At 62.2% G+C, this 21303-nt stretch carries 19 protein-coding genes; 7 read left to right on the forward strand and 12 right to left on the reverse strand.

Going from position 1 to position 21303, the window contains the following annotated elements; translation table 11 throughout:
• The first annotated feature begins 171 nt into the window (after positions 1-171).
• Positions 172-648, forward strand: a complete 477-nt coding sequence (locus N436_RS17050) for a nuclear transport factor 2 family protein (RefSeq protein WP_016713123.1) — start codon at positions 172-174, stop codon at positions 646-648.
• Positions 641-982 (forward strand): GIY-YIG nuclease family protein, encoded by a 342-nt coding sequence (locus N436_RS17055; protein ID WP_110741595.1) that lies wholly within the window; start codon positions 641-643, stop codon positions 980-982. The genes N436_RS17050 and N436_RS17055 overlap by 8 nt, the downstream gene beginning before the upstream one ends.
• On the opposite strand, the gene yejK is transcribed toward N436_RS17055, so the two are convergent.
• Positions 930-1937 carry a nucleoid-associated protein YejK gene (yejK, locus tag N436_RS17060; protein WP_019098188.1) on the reverse strand — a complete coding sequence of 336 codons (1008 nt, stop codon included), beginning with the start codon at positions 1935-1937 and terminating at the stop codon, positions 930-932. The genes N436_RS17055 and yejK overlap by 53 nt on opposite strands.
• A 370-nt stretch (positions 1938-2307) precedes the next feature.
• Here yejK and N436_RS17065 point away from each other — a divergent pair, with 370 nt between their 5' ends.
• Positions 2308-2589 carry an HU family DNA-binding protein gene (locus N436_RS17065; RefSeq protein WP_003255106.1) on the forward strand — a complete coding sequence of 94 codons (282 nt, stop codon included), beginning with the start codon at positions 2308-2310 and terminating at the stop codon, positions 2587-2589.
• Positions 2590-2639: 50 nt separating this feature from the next.
• Here the strand turns inward: N436_RS17065 and rlmF are convergent, their stop codons facing one another.
• The 5 genes from rlmF to N436_RS17090 all read right to left on the reverse strand — a co-directional run bounded on the left by rlmF (position 2640) and on the right by N436_RS17090 (position 9108).
• Complete coding sequence (gene rlmF / locus N436_RS17070; protein ID WP_110741596.1) at positions 2640-3590, reverse strand: 23S rRNA (adenine(1618)-N(6))-methyltransferase RlmF; 951 nt, start codon at positions 3588-3590, stop codon at positions 2640-2642.
• Between the two features lie 117 nt (positions 3591-3707).
• The gene (locus tag N436_RS17075; RefSeq protein WP_110741597.1) at positions 3708-6554 is read right to left on the reverse strand and encodes a valine--tRNA ligase; all 2847 of its coding nucleotides are present in this window, start codon (positions 6552-6554) and stop codon (positions 3708-3710) included.
• Positions 6555-6764: 210 nt separating this feature from the next.
• Positions 6765-7130, reverse strand: coding sequence for a DNA polymerase III subunit chi (locus N436_RS17080; RefSeq protein ID WP_105946916.1), 366 nt, complete (start codon positions 7128-7130; stop codon positions 6765-6767).
• Between the two features lie 5 nt (positions 7131-7135).
• On the reverse strand, positions 7136-7564 hold the full coding sequence (locus N436_RS17085) for a DNA polymerase III subunit chi (RefSeq protein WP_019098191.1): 429 nt from the start codon (positions 7562-7564) through the stop codon (positions 7136-7138).
• Between the two features lie 50 nt (positions 7565-7614).
• Positions 7615-9108, reverse strand: coding sequence for a leucyl aminopeptidase (locus N436_RS17090; protein ID WP_105946915.1), 1494 nt, complete (start codon positions 9106-9108; stop codon positions 7615-7617).
• A gap of 301 nt (positions 9109-9409) precedes the next feature.
• Between N436_RS17090 and lptF the strand changes: the two genes are divergently transcribed.
• Both lptF and lptG read left to right on the forward strand, forming a co-directional pair.
• A complete protein-coding gene (gene lptF, locus N436_RS17100) occupies positions 9410-10525 on the forward strand; it encodes an LPS export ABC transporter permease LptF (RefSeq protein WP_016713115.1) in 1116 nt (371 codons plus the stop codon).
• Positions 10518-11579 (forward strand): LPS export ABC transporter permease LptG, encoded by a 1062-nt coding sequence (gene lptG / locus N436_RS17105; RefSeq protein WP_016713114.1) that lies wholly within the window; start codon positions 10518-10520, stop codon positions 11577-11579. Before lptF ends, lptG begins: the two co-directional genes overlap by 8 nt.
• Before the next feature lie 63 nt (positions 11580-11642).
• Here the strand turns inward: lptG and N436_RS17110 are convergent, their stop codons facing one another.
• The 6 genes from N436_RS17110 to gcvH form a co-directional block, all read right to left on the reverse strand.
• On the reverse strand, positions 11643-12131 hold the full coding sequence (locus N436_RS17110; protein WP_009687037.1) for an RDD family protein: 489 nt from the start codon (positions 12129-12131) through the stop codon (positions 11643-11645).
• A gap of 91 nt (positions 12132-12222) precedes the next feature.
• The gene (locus N436_RS17115; RefSeq protein ID WP_003257941.1) at positions 12223-12435 is read right to left on the reverse strand and encodes a cold-shock protein; all 213 of its coding nucleotides are present in this window, start codon (positions 12433-12435) and stop codon (positions 12223-12225) included.
• 358 nt (positions 12436-12793) lie between these two features.
• Positions 12794-13915, reverse strand: coding sequence for a glycine cleavage system aminomethyltransferase GcvT (gene gcvT, locus N436_RS17120; protein ID WP_105946914.1), 1122 nt, complete (start codon positions 13913-13915; stop codon positions 12794-12796).
• A gap of 27 nt (positions 13916-13942) precedes the next feature.
• Positions 13943-15319 carry an L-serine ammonia-lyase gene (locus N436_RS17125; protein ID WP_105946913.1) on the reverse strand — a complete coding sequence of 459 codons (1377 nt, stop codon included), beginning with the start codon at positions 15317-15319 and terminating at the stop codon, positions 13943-13945.
• A gap of 142 nt (positions 15320-15461) precedes the next feature.
• Positions 15462-18317, reverse strand: coding sequence for an aminomethyl-transferring glycine dehydrogenase (gcvP, locus tag N436_RS17130; RefSeq protein WP_105946912.1), 2856 nt, complete (start codon positions 18315-18317; stop codon positions 15462-15464).
• A gap of 11 nt (positions 18318-18328) precedes the next feature.
• The gene (gene gcvH, locus N436_RS17135; RefSeq protein WP_016713109.1) at positions 18329-18712 is read right to left on the reverse strand and encodes a glycine cleavage system protein GcvH; all 384 of its coding nucleotides are present in this window, start codon (positions 18710-18712) and stop codon (positions 18329-18331) included.
• A gap of 592 nt (positions 18713-19304) precedes the next feature.
• On the opposite strand from gcvH, the gene N436_RS17140 reads away from it, so the two are divergent.
• Together N436_RS17140 and N436_RS17145 are read left to right on the forward strand one after the other, a co-directional pair.
• Positions 19305-20720: an FAD-binding oxidoreductase gene (locus tag N436_RS17140; protein ID WP_105946910.1), complete on the forward strand. Its 1416-nt coding sequence runs from the start codon at positions 19305-19307 to the stop codon at positions 20718-20720.
• 78 nt (positions 20721-20798) lie between these two features.
• Positions 20799-21293, forward strand: coding sequence for a RidA family protein (locus tag N436_RS17145; RefSeq protein ID WP_060497447.1), 495 nt, complete (start codon positions 20799-20801; stop codon positions 21291-21293).
• The last annotated feature ends 10 nt before the right edge of the window (positions 21294-21303 follow it).

Here is a 21303-nt window from a genome sequence, read left to right on the forward strand (position 1 = left end):
GTTGGCAACACTGGCCCTATCGCCGGCAAGCCAGCTCCCACAGGTATAGCGCATGCCTTGAAACCTGCGCCGTACCTGTGGGAGCTGGCTTGCCGGCGATAGGGCCGGTACTGGCATAAGCCATCGGGGCAGATTATCGTGCTGGTTTCGACCCCAGGACGGACCTGCCCCATGAGCGACGCCAACCGCGACCTGATCACCCGCTTCTACCAGGCCTTCCAGCGCCTGGACGCCGAGGCCATGGTGGCCTGCTACAGCGACGATATTGTTTTCAGCGACCCGGTCTTCGGTACCTTGCGCGGCAAGGATGCAGGCGATATGTGGCGTATGCTCACCCGCCGCGCCAAGAACTTCACCCTGACGTTCGACAGCGTCCGCGCCGATGAGCGCAGTGGCGGCGCGCACTGGGTGGCCACCTACCTGTTCACCCAGACCGACCGTGTTGTGGTCAACGACATCCAGGCGCGTTTTGTCATTCGTGATGGGCTGATCTGCCAGCATGACGACACCTTCGACCTGTGGCGCTGGTCGCGGCAGGCTTTGGGTATGCCTGGCGTATTGCTGGGCTGGTCGCCCCTGGTGCAGAACAAGGTTCGCCTGCAGGCATTCAAGGGACTGCGCGCATTCCAGCAGGCCCAAGGTGAGTGAAACCGTCGAATCCGTTGTTGGCAAACCCTGGTATGTCTATCTGGTAAGGGCCGCCAACGGCTCGCTGTACTGTGGCATCAGCGATGACCCTCAGCGGCGTTTTGCGGCGCACCAGAAAGGGCAGGGCGCCCGCTACTTCAAGACCAGTCCGGCCCAAGCACTGGTGTATGTGGAGCAATGGCCGGATAAAGGCGAGGCTTTGCGCCAGGAGCGGCTGGTAAAGCGGCTGCGCAAATCGGCAAAGGAGGCGCTGGTGGCCTCCTTTACCGGCTTTGAGGGGATTAGTCTTTGCGCCGCTTCAACTGATCCACCAGCGTTGTCGGCAGCCCCTTGATGATCAGGGTGCCTGCCGCCTCGTCATACTCCACTTTGTCGCCCAGCAAGTGTGCCTCGAAGCTGATCGACAGGCCCTCGGCACGCCCGGTGAAGCGGCGGAACTGGTTGAGGGTGCGCTTGTCCGCCGGAATTTCTGGCGACAGGCCATAGTCCTTGTTGCGGATGTGGTCGTAGAACGCTTTGGGCCGGTCTTCGTCGATCAGGCTGGACAGCTCTTCCAGCGTTACCGGCTCGCCCAGCTTGGTCTGGGTGGTGGCGTACTCGACCAGGGTCTGGGTCTTTTCGCGGGCGGACTCTTCCGGCAGGTCTTCGCTCTCGACGAAGTCACTGAAGGCTTTGAGCAGGGTACGGGTTTCGCCCGGGCCGTCTACACCCTCCTGGCAGCCGATGAAGTCGCGGAAGTAATCCGACACTTTCTTGCCGTTCTTGCCCTTGATGAACGAGATGTACTGCTTGGAGTTCTGGTTGTTCTTCCACTCCGACAGGTTGATGCGTGCCGCCAGGTGCAACTGGCCAAGGTCGAGGTGGCGCGAAGGCATCACGTCGAGTTCGGCGTTCACCGCTACCCCTTCGCTGTGGTGCAGCAGGGCGATGGCCAGATATTCGGTCATGCCTTGCTGGTAATGGGCGAACAGGATATGGCCGCCAGTGGACAGGTTGGACTCTTCCATCAGCTTCTGCAGGTGTTCCACGGCAATGCGGCTGAAGGCGGTAAAGTCCTTTTCTTCGTCCAGATACTGCTTCAGCCAGCCGCTCAGTGGGTAGGCGCCCGACTCACCGTGGAAAAAGCCCCAGGCCTTGCCTTGCTTGGCGTTGTAGCTGTCATTGAGGTCGGCCAGCAGGTTCTCGATGGCATCGGAGGCGGCCAGTTCGGAGTCGCGAGCATGCAGCACCGCGGGGCTGCCATCAGGCTTTTTGTCGATCAGGTGAACGATGCAATGACGGATTGGCATGGGATTCTCGGCGAGCTGCAAAAGTTGCCAAGTTTACCCTAGACGCAAGGTGATGCAGTGGCCGTATGTTGGCAGATATGTCGGTTGTTCGTTTTTTGTTCAATTTTGTGCGTTTTAAGCTAAAACCCCCGAAAAACCTGCATTAAATCGAAGTGCGCAGCGGATATTTATCTGCTCCTGTGGTAGTTTTGCGCGGTCTTGTGCCCCTCGTGTGGCGCATTGCTGGCAGCGTGCTGTCGTCGTGTCGAACCAAACGCCGATTTACGTATCTACATACGCGATTGGCGCGGCCCTCCACTTTCAGGGGCTGGCCCGATAACGTCGTAGTTCGCTGCATAACCATCGAATTTGATAGGGAAGGAACACCACCATGGCATTGACCAAAGACCAACTGATTGCCGACATCGCCGAATCGATCGCCGCGCCAAAAGCCACCGCCAAGAACGCTCTGGAGCAACTGGGCCAGATCGTTGCCGACCAACTGGAAAACGGCGCTGAAATCACCCTGCCAGGCATCGGCAAGCTGAAAGTCTCCGAGCGTCCTGCCCGTACCGGCCGCAACCCTTCGACTGGTGCTGCCATCGAAATCGCTGCCAAGAAAGTCGTCAAGTTCGTTCCAGCCAAAGTGCTGACCGACGCCATCAACAAGTAATTGTTGAAGTGTTGACGAAACCGCGCCCGGCTTGCCCGGGCGCGGTTTTTTCATGCCTGTGATTTACGCTGGGCGTGCCAGGCCCGGCGCGTGGCATCGTCAAGGAAGCTCCAGGCGACCATGCGGCTCTGTTTCTGCCCCTGGCCCATTTCGATGATGCGTACGGCCTTGGCGCCTGCCTTCTTCAGTGCGGTCTCGATGCCCGGCAAGTTACTGGCCTTGGACACCAGGCTGGTGAACCACAGCACCCGCTCGGCGTATTGCACGCTCTCGCCGACCAGTTGGGTAACAAAGCGGATTTCGCCGCCCTCGCACCACAGTTCATTGTTCTGGCCACCGAAGTTGAGCACAGGCAGCTTGCGCTTGGGGTCTTGCTTGCCCAGGTTCTTCCACTTGCGCTGGCTGCCACGGGTGGCTTCTTCGCGTGAGGCATGGAAGGGCGGGTTGCACAGGGTCAGGTCGAAGCGTTCGTCATCCTGCAGCAGGCCGCTGAGGATGTGCGTGCGGTTGGCCTGTTGGCGCAGGGTGATGGCCTTGCCAAGACCATTCGCCTGGACGATGGCCTTGGCTGAGGCCAGGGCAACAGGGTCGATGTCCGAGCCCAGGAAGCGCCAGCGGTAGTCGCTGTGGCCCAGCAACGGGTAGATGCAGTTGGCACCCACGCCGATATCCAGCGCACGCACCTGGGCGCCTCTGGGGACTTCGCCAGCATTGTCTTCAGCCAATAGGTCGGCGGCTACGTGGATGTAGTCGGCGCGGCCGGGGATGGGTGGGCATAGGTAGTCGGCGGGAATGTCCCAGTGCTGAATGCCGTACTGGGATTTGAGCAGGGCACGGTTGAATACCCGCACGGCTTCAGGGTTGGCGAAGTCGATGCTGGGTTTGCCGTGAGGGTTGGTGATGGTGAAGCGCGCGAGGTCCGGATGGGCCTTGATCAAGCTGGGGAAGTCGTAGCGGCCCTGGTGGCGATTACGCGGGTGCAGGGTGGGTTTCTGAGTCATGGTGGGGTCCTGAAAAGCATCGCCGGCAAGCCAGCTCCCACAGGTACGGTGCATTCCTGTGGGAGCTGGCTTGCCGGCGATGGGCTGCAAAGCAGCCCGCTATGGCTTCACTTTTGATTACAGCGCAGCGATGCGCGCATGCTGCTCGGTGAAGTTGGCCAGGGCCTGTTCAGACTCGGCCAGCTTGGCACGTTCCTTCTCGATCACCGCAGGCGGAGCCTTGTCGACGAAGGCGGCGTTGGACAGCTTGCCTCCCACGCGTGCCACTTCGCCTTGCAGGCGCTGGATTTCCTTGTTCAGGCGCGCCAGCTCGGCATCCTTGTCAATCAGGCCGGCCATTGGCACCAGCACTTGCAGGTCACCGACCAGGGCGGTGGCCGACAGCGGCGCTTCATCGGCATCGCCGAGCACGGTGAACGACTCCACCTTGGCCAGCTTCTTCAGCAGCGCTTCGTTTTCCAGCAGGCGGCGCTGGTCGTCGGCGTTGGCGTTCTTCAGGAACAGCGGCAGCGGCTTGCCTGGGCCGATGTTCATTTCGGCGCGGATGTTGCGCAGACCGACCATCAGTTCCTTGAGCCACTCGATGTCACCTTCAGCGGCGGCGTCGATGCGGGCTTCATTGGCCACCGGCCACGGCTGCAGCATGATGGTCTTGCCTTCGATACCGGCCAGCGGCGCGATGCGCTGCCAGATTTCTTCGGTAATGAACGGCATGAACGGGTGCGCCAGGCGCAGCGCCACTTCCAGCACGCGCACCAGGGTGCGGCGGGTGCCACGGGCGCGCTCGACCGGGGCGTTTTCGTCCCACAGTACCGGCTTGGACAGCTCCAGGTACCAGTCGCAGTACTGGTTCCAGATGAACTCGTACAGCGCCTGGCTGGCCAGGTCGAAGCGGAACTGCTCCAGCTGGCGGGTCACTTCGGCTTCGGTGCGCTGCAGTTGCGAGATGATCCAGCGGTCAGCCAGCGACAGTTCGTAAGCTTCGCCGTTCTGGCCACAGTCCTCGCCCTTGTCCAGCACGTAGCGGGCGGCGTTCCAGATTTTGTTGCAGAAGTTGCGGTAGCCTTCGACGCGGCCCATGTCGAACTTGATGTCGCGGCCTGTGGAGGCCAGCGAGCAGAAGGTGAAGCGCAGGGCGTCGGTGCCGTAGCTGGCGATACCTTCAGGGAACTCGGCCTTGGTCTGCTTGGCGATCTTCTCGGCCAGCTTGGGCTGCATCATGCCGCTGGTGCGTTTTTCCAGCAGGGCGTCGAGGGTGATGCCGTCGACGATGTCCAGCGGGTCCAGTACGTTGCCCTTGGACTTGGACATCTTCTGGCCCTGGCCGTCACGCACCAGACCGTGTACGTAAACGGTCTTGAACGGTACTTGCGGGGTGCCGTCCTCGTTCTTGATCAGGTGCATGGTCAGCATGATCATGCGCGCAACCCAGAAGAAGATGATGTCGAAGCCAGTCACCAATACATCGGTGGAGTGGAACTTCTTGAGGAACTCGGTCTGCTCCGGCCAGCCCAGGGTGGAGAAGGTCCACAGGCCCGAGCTGAACCAGGTGTCGAGTACGTCGTCGTCCTGGCGCAAGGCCACGTCGGCGCCCAGGTTGTGCTTGGCGCGCACTTCTTCCTCGTTGCGGCCAACGTAGACCTGGCCGGCCTCGTCGTACCACGCCGGGATGCGGTGACCCCACCACAGCTGGCGGCTGATGCACCAGTCCTGGATGTCACGCATCCAGGAGAAGTACATGTTCTCGTACTGCTTGGGCACGAACTGGATACGGCCATCTTCCACGGCGGCGATGGCAGGTTCTGCCAGCGGCTTGGTGGAGACGTACCACTGGTCGGTCAGCCACGGCTCGATCACGGTGCCCGAACGGTCGCCTTTCGGCACCTTCAGGGCGTGGTCGTCGATGCTCACCAGCAGGCCCTGGGCATCCAGGTCGGCAACGATCTGCTTGCGCGCGACGAAGCGGTCGAGGTTGGCGTACTGGGCTGGCAGTCGGGTATCAACCTGCTCGTTGATGCTGCCGTCGAGGTTGAAGGCCTGGGCGCTGGCCAGCACGAAGGCGTTCTTGTCGAAGATGTTCAGCAGCGGCAGGTTGTGGCGTTTGCCGACTTCGTAGTCGTTGAAGTCGTGGGCCGGGGTGATCTTCACGCAGCCGGTACCGAACGCAGGGTCGCAGTAGTCGTCGGCGATGATCGGGATGCGGCGGCCTACCAGTGGCAGTTCGACGAACTTGCCGATCAGTGCCTGGTAGCGTTCGTCATTCGGGTTGACCGCAACGGCCGCGTCACCCAGCAGGGTTTCCGGACGGGTGGTGGCAACCACCAGGTAGTCGTTGCCTTCGGCGGTCTTGGCGCCGTCGGCCAGCGGGTAGCGCAGGTTCCACAGGTGGCCCTTCTCGTCGTGGTTTTCCACTTCGAGGTCGGAGATGGCCGTGTGCAGCTTGGTATCCCAGTTGACCAGGCGCTTGCCACGGTAGATAAGGCCGTCTTCATGCAGGCGCACGAACGCTTCTTTAACGGCTTCGGAGAGGCCGTCGTCCATGGTGAAGCGCTCGCGGCTCCAGTCTACCGAAGAGCCCAGGCGGCGGATCTGGCGGCTGATGTTGCCACCGGACTGGTCCTTCCATTCCCAGACCTTTTCCAGAAACTTCTCGCGGCCCAGGTCATGACGGTTCTGGCCTTTGGCTTCGAGCTGGCGCTCGACCAGCATCTGCGTGGCGATACCGGCGTGGTCGGTGCCTGGCTGCCACAGGGTGTCGCGGCCTTGCATGCGGCGGAAACGGATCAGGGCGTCCATGATCGCGTTGTTGAACCCATGGCCCATGTGCAGGCTGCCGGTCACGTTCGGCGGCGGGATCATGATGGTGTAGGACTCGCCTGCACCTTGTGGGGCGAAATAGTTCTCGGACTCCCAGGTGTTGTACCAGGAAGTTTCGATGGCGTGCGGCTGGTAGGTCTTATCCATGCGCGGCGGGACCCTGTGCATTTATTCGGGAAAGCCGGGAAGTATAACCAAGGTGGGGGCCGCAGGCGACAAGCTGCTGCTATCTGGCAGTGCGTCGGCGTCTGCTTCGCGGGCAAGCCCGCTCCCACAGGATCACCACAGCCTTCAAGACTTGTGGCGACCCTGTGGGAGCGGGCTTGCCCGCGAAGCAGGCACCGCCGAAATTCAGGCTTACTCCGAACGCTTGATCAACCGCTCGATCCGCGCATCCAGCCGGCGCTTGATCTCGTTCTCGATGTGCGGGGTGAAGTCGTTGATCACGTCCTGCATGATCATCTGCGCCGCGGCACGCAGTTCGCTCTCCAGGTGCAGCAGGGTGTCCTGGCGGCGGGTTTGCGGGTCGTCCTCGGGTTCGGCAGCCACCGGTTCGGCAACCGGTGCTGGGTTGCCGGCAGGCTCTTCCAGCAGCAACGGAATCTGCTCCACCGTTTCGGTCAGCAGCGGCGGTTGCAGATCGGCGTCGCCAAGCAGCTGGCGGATCGACTCGAGGTCATCGAGCAGATGGGCGGAGTCGGGCAAAGGGGAGGGCTTGTCCATCGTCGTCAAAGTCGCTGTAAGCGGTGGTCTTGCAGAGCATAGCCCTGTTCACGGTAGAAACGGAATCGCTCTCGGGCCGATTGGCGGATGCCAGGCTCCTCAACCACGATTTCGGCCACCCGCTCGAACTGGCCGACAAAGCCCGGCACGCTGGCGCCCAGGTTGATCAGCAGGTCGCGGTGCTCGCCGGCGCTGTCTGCCAGCCCCAGGGCCACGCCGGCATCGGCATGCACTTCGGCCAGGTCGTGGGGCACGAACGCCTCGCCCTTGAAGCGCCACAAGCGTTGGTCCAGCTCGCTGCGCTGTTCCGCGTCCTGGCAGTGCAGGTAGACCCGGTGGCCGAGGCGCCAGGCCTTTTCGCACAGCTTGCAGGCGAAATCGAGCCGCGCCGACAGCGAGTCGGTGGGCAAGATGTAGAAGTCGACTTTGCTCATGGTGAGAATCGCCGGCCAGTGGCGCACAAGGCGCCACCGGCCTCACGGCGTCACGCGCCAGCGCGGTCCAGCAGGTACTGGGTCAGCAGAGGCACTGGGCGGCCGGTGGCGCCTTTGTCCTTGCCGCCACTGACCCAGGCGGTACCGGCGATGTCCATGTGCGCCCAGTTGTAAGCCTTGGCGAAGCGCGACAGGAAGCAACCCGCGGTGATGGTGCCGGCCTTCGGCCCGCCGATGTTGCCCATGTCGGCGAACGGGCTGTCCAGCTGTTCCTGGTACTCATCGAACAGCGGCAACTGCCAGGCACGGTCGTCGGCGCGCTTGCCGGCGTCGAGCAACTGGCCGACGAGGTCGTCGTTGTTGCCCATCAGGCCGGAGGTGTGGCTGCCCAGGGCGACGATGCAGGCGCCGGTCAGGGTGGCGATGTCGATCACCGCCTGCGGCTTGAAGCGCTCGGCGTAGGTCAGGGTGTCGCACAGCACCAGGCGGCCTTCGGCGTCGGTGTTGAGAATTTCCACAGTCTGGCCGCTCATGGTGGTGACGATGTCACCTGGGCGGGTGGCACCGCCGCTTGGCATGTTTTCGGCGCAGGCCAGCAGGCACACGAGGTTGATTGGCAGTTGCAGTTCCAGCACGGCACGCAGCGTACCGAACACGCTTGCGGCGCCGCACATGTCGTATTTCATTTCGTCCATGCCGGCACCTGGCTTGAGGCTGATGCCGCCGGTGTCGAAGGTGATGCCTTTACCGACCAGCACGAATGGCTTGTCGGCCTTTTTGCCGCCCTGGTAATTCAGCACGATCAGGCGTGGAGGCTGGTCGCTGCCCTGGCCCACGGCATAGAACGCACCCATGCCCAGGTCCTTGATCTTCTTCTCGTCCAGCACCTCGACCTTCAGCGCCTTGTGCGCCTTGCCCAGGTCCTTGGCCTGCTCGGCCAGGAAGCTTGGGTGGCAGAGGTTAGGTGGCAGGTTGCCCAGGTCGCGGGTGAAAGCCATACCGGTGGCGATGGCGCTGGCGTGTTTGACCGCACGCTCGACTTCGGCCTGGCCGGCCTTGTCGGCCAACAGGGTGACCTTTTTCAGGGCGCGCGGCTCGGCCTTCTGGCTCTTGAAACGGTCGAAGACGTATTCGCCATCGAGCAGGGTTTCGGCCAGCAGGCGGTATTTACCGTAATGGGCGTCGCGGTTGCTGACCGCCACATCGTCCAGTGCCAGCACTGCATCGGCGCCGTTCAGGCCCTTGAGTACGCCGGCCACGCTGGCAACCAGTTTGCGCCAGGCACGGTCGCCCAGGGCTTCATCCTTGCCGCTGCCTACCAGCAGCACGCGCTCGGCCTTCAGGCCCGCAAGGTTCTGCAGCAGCAGGGTCTGGCCCGGCTTGCCGGCCAGGTCGCCGCGCTTGAGCACTGCGCTGATGGCACCCTCGCTGGCCAGGTCGACAGCCTTGGCCACAGCACCGAGCTTGCGGTTTTCACCTACCGGAATGACCAGTGTGGCGGTTTTTACGGATGCAGCAGCTACGCTTTTTACAACCAGTTCCATGTCAGGATCCCCGAATGATCGATACGAATGGCGCTGTGTGTGCCAGCGCTCTGGACGGGCCTGGCCGCTTAGTCGCGCGCCAGCGGAAAAGCTGCCAGTTTGAGCCTGCGGCAAGCGTGCTGACAACCCCGTTATGCGCGTTCATGCGCGGCCAAGTGACAGGGGCGGTCAATCACAGGATAATGCGCGCACTTTACATGGAGGTTCGCCTTTGGCGAACCGGCATTGGTCTTGGATGTACTAAGTCATTGTTTGGCGCCATTGCATGGCAGTCCGCCCTGACAACCCAGGAGTGTCTGGTTTGATCGTCTTTCGTTATCTGTCCCGCGAGGTCCTGGTGACCTTGAGCGCCGTCAGCGCTGTGCTGCTGGTGATCATCATGAGCGGGCGCTTCATCAAGTACCTGGCCCAGGCTGCCCAGGGCGTGCTCGACCCGGGCGTGCTGTTCCTGATCATGGGCTTCCGGTTGCCGGGTTTCCTGCAGTTGATCCTGCCGCTGGGGCTGTTCCTTGGCATTCTCCTGGCTTACGGGCGCTTGTACCTGGAAAGCGAGATGACCGTGTTGTCGGCCACCGGCATGAGCCAGCAGCGCCTGTTGGGCCTGACCATGGTGCCGGCCGCGCTGGTCGCCCTGCTGGTGGCCTGGCTGAGCCTGAGCCTTGCACCGCTGGGCGTGGCCCAGGTGCAGCAGATCATCGCCCAGCAAGACGCGCTGACCGAGTTCGACACCCTGGTGCCTGGCCGCTTCCAGACGTTGCGTGACGGCTCGCGGGTAACCTATACCGAGCAGCTGTCGGATGACCGCATCAACCTGGCCGGGGTGTTCATTTCCGAGAAGCGCTTCAACCAGGACAAGACCAAGGACCGCGCGCCGTCGGTGCTGGTCGCGGAAAAGGGCCACCAGGAAATCCAGGCCGACGGCAACCGCTATCTGGTGCTGGAAAACGGTTACCGCTACGACGGTAACCCGGGCCAGGCCGACTACCGTGCCATCAAGTACGACACCTATGGCGTGCTGCTGCCCAAGCCGGAAGTCAGCGAGGAAGTCACCGAACGTGAAGCCATCCCTACCTCCGAGTTGATCGGCAAGAAGGGCCTGCGTGAGCGTGCCGAGTTGCAATGGCGGTTGTCGCTGCCGATCCTGGTGTTCGTCGTCACCCTGCTGGCGGTGCCACTGTCCCGGGTCAACCCGCGTCAGGGCCGCTTCCTCAAGCTGCTGCCGGCAATTCTTCTGTACATGGCCTACCTGACAATGCTGATTTCCGTACGCGGTGCCCTCGAGAAGGGCAAACTTCCGATCGGCCTGGGCATGTGGTGGGTCCACGGTCTGTTCCTGCTGATCGGCCTGGGGCTGATGTACTGGGAGCCGCTGCGCCTCAAACGCGCTGCCCGTCGTGCGGAGGTGGCCCATGGCTAAGCTCGACCGCTATATCGGCCAGAGCGTGCTGCTGGCCATCCTGGCTGTGCTGGGAATCATCCTCGGCCTGGCTTCGCTGTTCGCCTTCATCGACGAGATGAGCGACCTGAGTGATACCTACACGGTGATGGAGGCTGGCAACTTCGTCCTGCTCACCGCACCGCGGCGGCTGTACGAAATGCTGCCGATGGCGGCACTGATCGGCTGCCTGATCGGCCTGGGTAGCCTGGCCAGCAGCAGCGAGCTGACCATCATGCGTGCGGCCGGCGTTTCCATCGGCCGTATCGTCTGGGCGGTGATGAAGCCGATGCTGGTACTGATGCTGGTCGGCCTGCTGATCGGTGAATACGTGGCACCGGTGACCGAGAACAAGGCCCAGGCCGACCGCTCCCTGGCCCAGGGCGGTGGTGAGGCGCAAAGCTCCAAGCGCGGTATGTGGCACCGTCAGGGTGAAGAGTACGTGCATATCAACGCCGTGCAGCCTAACGGCTTGCTGCTGGGGGTGACCCGTTACCGCTTCGACAACGAGCGCAAGATCGTCACGTCGAGCTTCGCCCGCCGTGCCCAGTACCAGAACGACCACTGGCTGCTCGCCGACGTGCGCACCACCTACTTCCGTGGCGACCACACCGAAGTCGTCAGCGCGCCGCAAGAGCGCTGGGACGTTTCGCTCACGCCAGAGCTGCTCAATACCGTGATCCTGGCGCCGGAGTCGCTGTCGATTACCGGGCTGTGGGACTACATCCACTACCTGTCTGACCAGGGTTTGAACAATGCCCGCTACTGGCTGGCGTTCTGGACCAAGGTACTGCAGCCGATGGTGACTGCGGCACTGGTGCTGATGGCAATTTCCTTCATTTTCGGCCCGCTGCGCTCGGTAACCCTCGGGCAGCGCGTGTTCACCGGTGTGCTGGTGGGCTTCGTGTTCCGCATCGGCCAGGACCTGCTGGGGCCTTCAAGCCAGGTGTTCGGCTTCCCGCCGCTGCTGGCGGTGGTGATCCCGGCGGGCATCTGTGCCTTGGCCGGTGTGTGGTTGTTGCGCCGGGCGGGTTGATGGCCTGAGCTGCACAAGAAAGCCGACCTCAGGGTCGGCTTTTTCATGGGTGTTAACCTGTGCTCACTTCTTCTGCTTCGGCACCCGCACCAGCTGGCTCTCCGAATAGATGTCATGCCAGCCCCGCTTGCGCTTGTCGATCAACACCCAGAAGAACCCCAGCCCCAGGCACAGCCACGAGGCGATCGAGACCACAAAGCGCAACAGCGCCTGCCACAGGCTGATGGCCGAACCATCGGCGTTCTGCACTCGCACGCCCCATACCTGCATGCCCAGCGTTTGCCCGCCATGGGTCCAGAACTTGGCAAAGAAGCCGAACAGGGCGAACAGCAGCACCGTCGACAGCAGTGGGTCGCCATCCAGTGCCCCCGCCTCGGTCAGCTCGCGCATGCGTGCTTCGCCGATGATCGCCATCTGGATCATCTTGTAAGCGCCAGCGGTCACGATCAGCAGGGCCGTGCACAGCAAAAAGTCATAGAACATTGCCGCCAGGCGCCGGCCCAGGCCGACCGGTGGAAAATCTCCCTGAGGGGTGAGCAGAGGCTTGGACATGCGGGACGGCTCCAGAAGACGAAGCCGCTATTCTACGGGCAAAAAAAAGCCCCTGCACTTGGCAGGGGCTTTTCTCGAAGTCGGGTTCGGCTTAGCCGGCGACCTGAACTTTGTCAGCCTGCATGCCTTTCTGGCCCTGGACTGCTTCGAAGGTAACCTTCTGGCCTTCTTTCAGGCTCTTGAAGCCGTTGCCTTCGATAGCGCGGAAGTGCACGAACAGATCCGGACCGCTTTCTGGGGTGATGAAGCCGTAACCTTTTTCGTCATTGAACCACTTGACGGTACCGTTCTGACGCTCAGCCATTGTCTTATTTCCTATGAAGCTTAAATTTTGATGACAGTTTCTTTCGCACTTGTTTGTAAGCGAAAGATTACTGGGCTGGGTTGCAGGAAAGTAAGAGACGTCGAACGGGTTGTAGCAAATCTCGGCTACTGGCCCAGGTCACGAACTGTTGCGACCCATGCAAACACAGTGCAGTGACTCTACGCCAACTCCCGAGCGAAAAACAAGCCCTTGGTCGTATGGAAAATCAGCCGTTTGCCGATAACCGACCGATTTGACGGAAACGGCATGGCGCCTGGCCTGGCGCCATGTTCAAAAGTTATTGGGCAGGTTCGAAAACGAATATGTCGAACCTGCCCGTAACCTTCACAAAGCCGTTTCAACCACGGTAGTAACGTTGTGCTACGAAAGGCATTTTGCTGACTTTCAAGGCAACCTTCTTGCCCCGCACCACGGCAAACAGCGGGGTGTCGACTGCAGCATGTTCACTATCGATATAACCCATTGCTACAGGTGCACCGAGTGTCGGGCCAAAGCCGCCGCTGCAGACTTTACCGACCGGTTTATCGTTTGCATCGACAATATCCGCACCTTCACGAACGGGCGTACGTTCTTGCGGTAGCAGCCCGACGCGTTTGCGTGCCACGCCATCGCGCTGCTGGGTGTAGATGGCCTCGGCACCCGGGAACCCGGCAGCACGTGCACCGTCGGCACGGCGCACCTTGGAAATCGCCCACAGCAGGCTGGCCTCGACCGGGGTGGTCTCGGTATTCATGTCGTGGCCATACAGGCACAGGCCGGCTTCCAGGCGAAGCGAGTCGCGAGCCCCCAGGCCAATCGGCTGTACTTCCGGCTCGGCCAGCAGACGGCGGGCGAGGGCATCTGCAGCGTTTGCCGGCACCGAGATTTCGTAGCCATCTTCGCCGGTGTAGCCCGAGCGGCTGACGAAGCAGTCTTCGCCCAGCAGCTTCACCGGGCGGAACTGCATGAAGGTCATGCCGGTCACTTCCGGTGCCAGGCGTTCCAGCACCTTGACCGCAGCCGGGCCTTGCAGGGCCAGCAGGGCACGTTGCTCGAACAGCGGCTGCACCTCGCAACGGTTGCCGATGTGTTTTTGCAGGTGGGCCAGGTCCTGGTCTTTGCAGGCGGCGTTGACCACCAGGAACAGCGTGTTGTCACCCAGGTTGGCGACCATCAGGTCGTCGAGGATGCCACCCTGCTCGTTGGTGAACATGGCATAGCGCTGCATGCCTGCCGGGAGGTCGATGATGTCCACGGGTACCAGGCTTTCCAGGGCCTTGGCGGCATCAGCGCCGCGCAGAATGATCTGGCCCATGTGCGAAACGTCGAACAGGCCGGCCTGCTCGCGGGTGTGCAAGTGTTCCTTGAGCACGCCCAGCGGGTACTGCACCGGCATGTCGTAGCCGGCGAACGGCACCATGCGGGCACCCAGTTCCAGGTGCAGGGCGTGCAGAGGGGTCTTGAGCAGTGTTTCGGACATCGGTGACTCCTTGGTGTTGTTGTCGGGTCAACATTCGATGATGTTGACGGCCAGGCCGCCACGGGCGGTCTCTTTGTATTTGCTTTTCATGTCGGCGCCGGTCTGGCGCATGGTGCGGATGACCTTGTCGAGCGACACGTAGTGTTGCCCGTCGCCGCGCAAGGCCATGCGCACCGCGTTGATTGCCTTCACCGAGCCCATGGCATTGCGCTCGATGCACGGCACCTGGACCAGCCCGCCGATCGGGTCGCAGGTCAGGCCCAGGTTATGTTCCATACCGATTTCTGCAGCGTTCTCCACCTGCTGCACGCTGCCGCCCATCACCTCGCATAACGCGCCGGCAGCCATCGAGCAGGCCACACCGACCTCGCCCTGGCAGCCCACTTCCGCGCCAGAGATGGAGGCGTTTTCCTTGTACAGGATGCCGATGGCCGCAGCGGTGAGCAGAAAACGCACCACCCCGTCCTCGCTGGCGCCCGGCACGAAGCGCATGTAGTAGTGCAACACTGCCGGGACGATACCTGCCGCCCCATTGGTGGGTGCGGTGACCACGCGCCCGCCGTAGGCGTTTTCTTCGTTCACGGCCAAGGCGTAGAGGTTGACCCAGTCGAGCACCGACAGGGCATCGCGCAGGCTGGCCTCCGGGTGGCGGCTCAGTTGACGGTACAACGCGGGCGCCCGCCGCTTGACCTTGAGCCCGCCCGGCAATATGCCTTCATGCTGGCAGCCCGCTTCGACGCAATCCTGCATCACCTGCCAGATGCGCAGCAGCCCGGCGCGGGTTTCTGCCTCTGGGCGCCAGGCGGCCTCGTTGGCCAGCATCACTTGGCTTATCGACAGGTTTTGCGCGGTGCAATGGCCGAGCAGTTCCTTGGCGGTCTTGAACGGGTAGGGCAGCACGGTGCTGTCCTCGACGATGCGGTCGTGGCCGGCGGCGTCCTCGTCGACCACAAAACCGCCGCCCACCGAGTAATACTCGCGGCTGCGGATTTGCAGGCCGGCGTCGTCGAAGGCGCGGAAGATCATGCCGTTGGGGTGGTAATCCAGCGGCTTGCGGATCATCGACAGGTGTTGTTTTTCGATGAACGCGATGCTGTGCTCGCCCAGCAGGTTGAGGCGGCCGCTGTCGCGGATGGCCTGCAGGCGGGCGGGGATGCTTTCGGTGTCGATAATGTCCGGGTGTTCGCCTTCAAGGCCCAGCAGCACGGCCTTGTCACTGCCGTGGCCCTTGCCGGTGGCGCCCAGTGAGCCATACAGCTCGGCCTTGACGCTGGTGGTGCGGGTTAGCAGGCCATCACGGCGCAGCCCTTCGGCGAAGCGTGCAGCGGCGCGCATCGGGCCGACCGTGTGGGAGCTGGAGGGGCCGATGCCGATCTTGAACAGGTCGAAGACGCTCAAAGACATTGCTCGTTCCCTCCAGAGGGTAAAGGCGAGTGCTGCGCACTCGATCGCCGGCAAGCCAGCTCCCACAGGTACTGCACAAGCCTTGGGAGCAGTGGGAAGCCTGTGGGAGCTGGCTTGCCGGCGATGAGGCCAGTGAGCCGGATCAGGCGTCCTGATAGCTCTCGATCGACGGGCAGGCGCACACCAGGTTACGGTCGCCGAACACGTTGTCGACCCGGCCCACCGGCGGCCAGTACTTGGCTTCCACCAAGCTTGGCAGCGGGTAAACCGCCTGCTCGCGGCTGTAGCCGTGGGCCCATTCGCCAACCAGCTCGGCCGCGGTGTGCGGGGCGTTTTTCAGCGGGTTGTCGTCTTTGTCCAGGCTACCGTTTTCGACCGCACGGATTTCTTCGCGGATCTGGATCATCGCGTTGCAGAAGCGGTCCAGTTCTTCCTTGGACTCGCTTTCGGTCGGCTCGATCATCAGCGTGCCCGCCACCGGGAAGGACATGGTCGGGGCGTGGAAGCCAAAGTCGATCAGGCGCTTGGCCACGTCGTCGACGCTGATGCCGCTGGTGTCCTTCAGCGGGCGCAGGTCGAGGATGCACTCGTGGGCCACCAGGCCATTACCGCCGGTATATAGAACAGGATAGTGCTCTTCCAGGCGGCGGGCGATGTAGTTGGCATTGAGGATTGCCATCTGCGAAGCACGCTTGAGGCCGGCACCGCCCATCATGCGGATGTACATCCAGGTGATCGGCAGGATACTGGCGCTGCCGAACGGCGCGGCGCATACGGCCCCTTCGGTGTTATCAAGCTGCGCGTGGCCGGGCAGGAACGGCGCCAGGTGCGACTTGACGCCAATCGGGCCAACGCCCGGGCCGCCACCGCCGTGCGGAATGCAGAAGGTCTTGTGCAGGTTCAGGTGGGACACGTCGCCGCCGAACTTGCCCGGGGCGCACAGGCCGACCATGGCGTTCATGTTGGCGCCATCGATGTACACCTGGCCACCGTTGTCGTGGATGATTGCGCAGATTTCGCCGATCGCTTCCTCGAACACGCCGTGGGTCGACGGGTAGGTGATCATGATCGCGGCCAGGCGCTCGCGGTGCTCGATGGCCTTGGCGCGCAAGTCTTCTACGTCGACGTTGCCGCGGGCGTCACAAGCGGTAACCACCACGCGCATGCCGGCCATGTGGGCGGTCGCAGGGTTGGTGCCGTGGGCCGACGACGGGATCAGGCAGATGTCGCGGTGGCTTTCGCCACGGCTGCGGTGGTAGGCACGGATGGCCAGCAGGCCTGCGTACTCGCCCTGGGAACCTGCGTTGGGCTGCAGCGATACGGCGTCATAGCCAGTGGCGGCGCACAGCATGGCTTCCAGCTCGGTGGTCATCTGCAGGTAGCCCTGGCTCTGCTCGGCCGGGGCGAACGGGTGCAGGTTGCCGAACTCGGCCCAGGTGACCGGGATCATCTCGCTGGCGGCGTTCAGTTTCATGGTGCACGAGCCCAGCGGGATCATGCTGCGGTCCAGCGCCAGGTCCTTGTCGGCCAGGCGGCGCAGGTACCGCATCAGCTCGGTTTCGCTGTGGTAGCGGTTGAACACCGGGTGCTCGAGGATGGCCGACTGGCGCAGCAGGGCGGTAGGCAGCAGCGAACCGGTGCTGGCGGCCAGCGCGGCGAAGTCTGGTTGAGCCTGGTCGCCAGCGAACAATTGCCACAGCGACTCGACGTCAGCCTGGCTGCTGGTTTCGTCCAGCGACAGGCCCAGGTGGGTGGCGTCGACCTGGCGCAGGTTGATGCCTTGGGCGCGGGCCTTGTCATGCAGGCTGGCGGTTGCAGTGCCGGTGGCCAGGGTCAGGGTGTCGAAGGCGCTGGCGCCCACTACCTGCACGCCCAACGCTTTCAGGCCGGCGGCCAGGATCGCGGTCAGGGCGTGGGTGCGCTCGGCAATGCGCTTGAGGCCGGCCGGGCCGTGGTACACGGCAAACATGCTGGCAATGTTGGCCAGCAGCACCTGGGCGGTGCAGATGTTGCTGGTGGCCTTTTCGCGGCGGATATGCTGCTCGCGGGTTTGCATGGCCAGGCGCAGGGCGGTCTTGCCGAAGCGGTCGATCGATACGCCGACCAGGCGGCCCGGCATGTCGCGCTTGAAGGCGTCACGGGTAGCGAAGTAAGCCGCGTGCGGGCCACCAAAGCCCAGTGGCACGCCGAAGCGCTGAGCGCTGCCGATGGCCACGTCGGCATCGAACTCGCCCGGCGGGGTCAGCAGGGTCAGGGCCAGCAGGTCGGCGGCCACGGCAACCAAGGCGTTGGCGGCGTGGAAGCGCTGTACCACGTCACGGTAGTCGAACACGTCACCGTTGCTGGCCGGGTATTGCAGCAGGGCGCCGAAGAAGGCGCTGACATCGCCCAGTTCGCGCTCATCGCCGATCACGACTTCGATACCCAGCGGCTCGGCACGGGTGCGCAGCACGTCGAGGGTTTGCGGGTGGCAGTGCACGGAGGCGAAGAAGGCGTGGCTGGCCTTGTTCTTCGACAGGCGTTTGCAGAAGGTCATGGCCTCGGCCGCCGCAGTGGCTTCGTCGAGCAGGGAGGCGTTGGCGATCGGCAGGCCGGTGAGGTCGCTGATCAGGGTCTGGAAGTTCAGCAGCGCTTCCAGGCGGCCTTGGGAAATTTCTGGCTGGTATGGGGTGTAAGCGGTGTACCAGGCCGGGTTTTCCAGCAGGTTGCGCAGGATCGGTGCCGGGGTGTGGGTGTTGTAGTAGCCCTGGCCGATGTAGCTCTTGAACAGTTGGTTCTTGCCGGCAATGGCCTTGAGTGCGGCCAGTGCATCGGCTTCGCTCTGGCCGTCGTGCGAACCGAGCACGCTGGTGCCCTTGATGCTGTCGGGGATGACCGCAGCGGTCATGGCTTCTAGCGAGTCGAAGCCCAGGGCGGCGAGCATGGCCTGCTCGTCAGCGGCGCGTGGGCCGATGTGGCGGGCGATGAATTCGTTGGCGGTGCCGAGGTTGATGGTCATGGCGGGGGTCCTCAGGCGTCGTCGTTGGCTTTGAGCAGGCGGTCGTAGGCGTCCTGGTCGAGCAGGGCGGTTACGGCGCTGGCGTCGGCAGGGATGAAGCGGAAGAACCAGCCTTCGCCCATCGGGTCTTCGTTGACCAGTTCCGGGCTGTCTTCGAGCTGGCCGTTGACCTCGACCACTTCACCGGTCAGGGGCATGTAGACACCGCTGGCGGCTTTTACCGACTCGACGGTGGACGCTTCGCTGCCTTTCTCATACGGCTGCAACTCTGGCAGTTGCACGAAAACCACATCGCCAAGGGCGTTCTGGGCGTAGGCGGTGATGCCCACGGTGACGCTGCCATCGGCTTCGACGCGCAGCCATTCGTGATCTTCAGTGAAACGCAACTCGCTCATGGGGAATCCTCGGGAAGCAGGGCGTTGGGCGCGGTGGCTCCGCGCTCTTGGGGTTGCTTTCCCTTAGCAATAATGCGGCCAATCGAAGAAATTCCTCTAAAAACAATGAGTTATTGATTTTTGTAGAGTGGCCGTTTGTTCGTCTGGAACGAAAACGCTACAGAAGGTTGTGCATGAAAAAGGGTTTGGGGATCAAACCCTTGCGCAATAGCACCCGAACGGGTGTGTACTGATTTCATTACGGTGTATTGAAATCGATACGGTGCGTTGAGACGGTTCAGTTGTTGGCAAGCCGGAATGAATCAAGCAAGTTCGATACTTGCAAAACTTTGCGCACTTTCTTCTTGCACCTATACCGTGTCGCCATATCAACTATTTGTGTCACCTGCGTGATAGTTTTCAAATGGCTGAACTAAGTATTTGCCCTCAACGATTTTCCCGCCTATAGCGCGTCACCAGAATGGCCACCTTTCATGTGAGCCGTCAGCCTGAAGCAATAACCACAAAGTTGGTAATTCGGCTGTCGGCCAAGCATGTGCCTTGCTGCCAGGGCTCATGCAACCAGCACCGAATATCAGGAAGGGAAAGTGTCATGGGAATGACGAGGCGTAAATTTTTGATTGGCGGCGGCGTCGTGGCGATCGCAGGCGGCGCAGGGGTTCTGACCCCGTTGTTGACCCGGGAAGGCCGATTGATTCCCGGCAAACCGCGGTTTGGTTATGTTGCAGGCACCGAGGGGGCGCTTCCCAAGCAGGCAGACGTAGTGGTTGTTGGCGCTGGTATTCTGGGGCTCATGACCGCAATCAACCTTGTCGAGCGCGGCCTCTCGGTCGTTGTCGTTGAAAAAGGTGAAATTGCCGGCGAACAGTCTTGCAGGTTCTATGGCCAGGTCATGACCTACAAGATGCCTGATGCGACATTCCAGTTGCACCATCTTGCCAAGCAACGTTGGCGAGAGATGAATGCCAAAGTGGGGGCGGACACAAGTTACCGCACACAAGGCCGGGTCGAAGTACCTTTCGATGAAGAAGACCTGGAAGGTGTCAGAAAGTGGATCGATGTCAAAACGCGGGAAGTCGGCGCAGACATTCCCTTCAAGACGCGAATCATTCAAGGCAGTGAACTTGAACAGCGCCTGCGCGGTGCATCCTCGCGCTGGACGGTCGCAGGCTTCGAGGAAGACTCCGGTAGCCTGGATGCCGAGCGCGCTTCGTTCGTCATGGCCGAGTATGCCAAGAAAGTGGGGGTGCGGATCTACACCCACTGCGCCGCCAGGGGCCTGGAAACCCAGGCAGGTGCCATCTCCGACGTGGTGACGGAAAAGGGCGCCATCAGGGCGTCTCGCGTGATCGTGGCGGGCGGTGCATGGTCCCGGCTGTTCATGCAGAACCTGGGCGTCGATGTGCCTACCTTGCCCGCCTACCAGTCCCAGCAAATCATCAGCGCGGCACCCCGTGCACCCGGGGGCAACGTTGCATTGCCGGGGAATATCTACTTCCGCGAGCAGGCTGACGGGACATACGCCACCTCGCCACGCGTCGTCGTTGCCCCGGTGGTCAAAGAGTCGTTCATGTATGGCTATAAGTACCTGCCACTGCTGGCCATCCCCGACTTCCCGGTGCACATCTCACTCAACAAGCAACTGATCGATTCGTTCATTCAGCCAACGCACTGGAAGCTGGACGAGGTTTCGCCTTTCGAGAAAAACCGGCTGATGACCGCAGCCCCGGACCTGCCGGAACTGAATGCCTCACTGGAAAAACTCAAGGTCGAGTTCCCCGCGTTCAGCGATGCGAAGCTGATTGATCAGTGGAGCGGTGCCATGGCTATCGCACCTGACGAAAACCCCATCATTTCGCAGGTCAATGAGTACCCGGGGCTGGTCCTCAACACCGCAACCGGTTGGGGGATGACCGAAAGCCCGGTGTCGTCCGAACTGTCGGCGGACTTGCTGCTTGGAAAGGCGCCGGTGCTGGACCCCAAACCCTTCAGCCTGTATCGGTTCTAAGCCCACCAGGCGCAATGGAATGACCCGTGCGCGCAGCATCGATGCGTACACATTTTTGGCAATCATCAGGAGAACAGTATGAAAGTGGCTTTAACGACCGCAGCAATGGCCGTGGCACTCGCGGGTGCCGGGAGCGTTCATGCACAAGAAATCGTGCGCCATGGCGCAGGTAGTTTCCCTATCTCGTCGGCTGTAGAGGTGCCTGCCGGGAAGACGGTTGTCTACCTGAGTGGTTCTGTCCCGTCGGTTATCCACCCTGACGCACCCAAGGGTTCGCTGGAAGCCTACGGTGATACCAAGGCACAAACCATCAATGTGCTTGGAAACATCCAGCAGCAGCTGAAAGAACTGGGCCTTGGTCTTGCCGACGTGGTGAAGATGCAGGTGTTCCTGGTGGGCGGCCCGGAGAACGGCGGGAAGATGGACTTCGACGGTTTCATGGCCGGTTATACCCAATTCTTCGGGCCAGCCGCCAAGCAGCCTGTCCTTCCTGCACGCTCTGCGTTCCAGATTGCCGGCCTGGCCGACCCTGCCTGGCGTGTCGAGATCGAAGTGACAGCGGTTCGTCCCTGAACCCAGGCAT

The organism is Pseudomonas sp. RV120224-01b, from assembly GCF_003208145.1.
Taxonomy (GTDB): Bacteria; Pseudomonadota; Gammaproteobacteria; order Pseudomonadales; family Pseudomonadaceae; genus Aquipseudomonas; species Aquipseudomonas monteilii.

Bases quoted from the DNA above. Each gene is read 5' to 3' on its own strand.
- N436_RS17080 (WP_105946916.1), bottom strand. From the start codon at position 7,130: ATGGACAAGCCCTCCCCTTTGCCCGACTCCGCCCATCTGCTCGATGAC.
- N436_RS17145 (WP_060497447.1), top strand. From the start codon at position 20,799: ATGAAAGTGGCTTTAACGACCGCAGCAATGGCCGTGGCACTCGCGGGT.
- N436_RS17110 (WP_009687037.1), bottom strand. From the start codon at position 12,131: ATGTCCAAGCCTCTGCTCACCCCTCAGGGAGATTTTCCACCGGTCGGC.
- N436_RS17050 (WP_016713123.1), top strand. From the start codon at position 172: ATGAGCGACGCCAACCGCGACCTGATCACCCGCTTCTACCAGGCCTTC.
- N436_RS17075 (WP_110741597.1), bottom strand. From the start codon at position 6,554: ATGGATAAGACCTACCAGCCGCACGCCATCGAAACTTCCTGGTACAAC.
- rlmF (WP_110741596.1), bottom strand. From the start codon at position 3,590: ATGACTCAGAAACCCACCCTGCACCCGCGTAATCGCCACCAGGGCCGC.
- N436_RS17065 (WP_003255106.1), top strand. From the start codon at position 2,308: ATGGCATTGACCAAAGACCAACTGATTGCCGACATCGCCGAATCGATC.
- N436_RS17090 (WP_105946915.1), bottom strand. From the start codon at position 9,108: ATGGAACTGGTTGTAAAAAGCGTAGCTGCTGCATCCGTAAAAACCGCC.
- gcvP (WP_105946912.1), bottom strand. From the start codon at position 18,317: ATGACCATCAACCTCGGCACCGCCAACGAATTCATCGCCCGCCACATC.
- N436_RS17085 (WP_019098191.1), bottom strand. From the start codon at position 7,564: ATGAGCAAAGTCGACTTCTACATCTTGCCCACCGACTCGCTGTCGGCG.
- N436_RS17115 (WP_003257941.1), bottom strand. From the start codon at position 12,435: ATGGCTGAGCGTCAGAACGGTACCGTCAAGTGGTTCAATGACGAAAAA.
- gcvT (WP_105946914.1), bottom strand. From the start codon at position 13,915: ATGTCCGAAACACTGCTCAAGACCCCTCTGCACGCCCTGCACCTGGAA.
- N436_RS17125 (WP_105946913.1), bottom strand. From the start codon at position 15,319: ATGTCTTTGAGCGTCTTCGACCTGTTCAAGATCGGCATCGGCCCCTCC.
- lptG (WP_016713114.1), top strand. From the start codon at position 10,518: ATGGCTAAGCTCGACCGCTATATCGGCCAGAGCGTGCTGCTGGCCATC.
- yejK (WP_019098188.1), bottom strand. From the start codon at position 1,937: ATGCCAATCCGTCATTGCATCGTTCACCTGATCGACAAAAAGCCTGAT.
- gcvH (WP_016713109.1), bottom strand. From the start codon at position 18,712: ATGAGCGAGTTGCGTTTCACTGAAGATCACGAATGGCTGCGCGTCGAA.
- N436_RS17140 (WP_105946910.1), top strand. From the start codon at position 19,305: ATGGGAATGACGAGGCGTAAATTTTTGATTGGCGGCGGCGTCGTGGCG.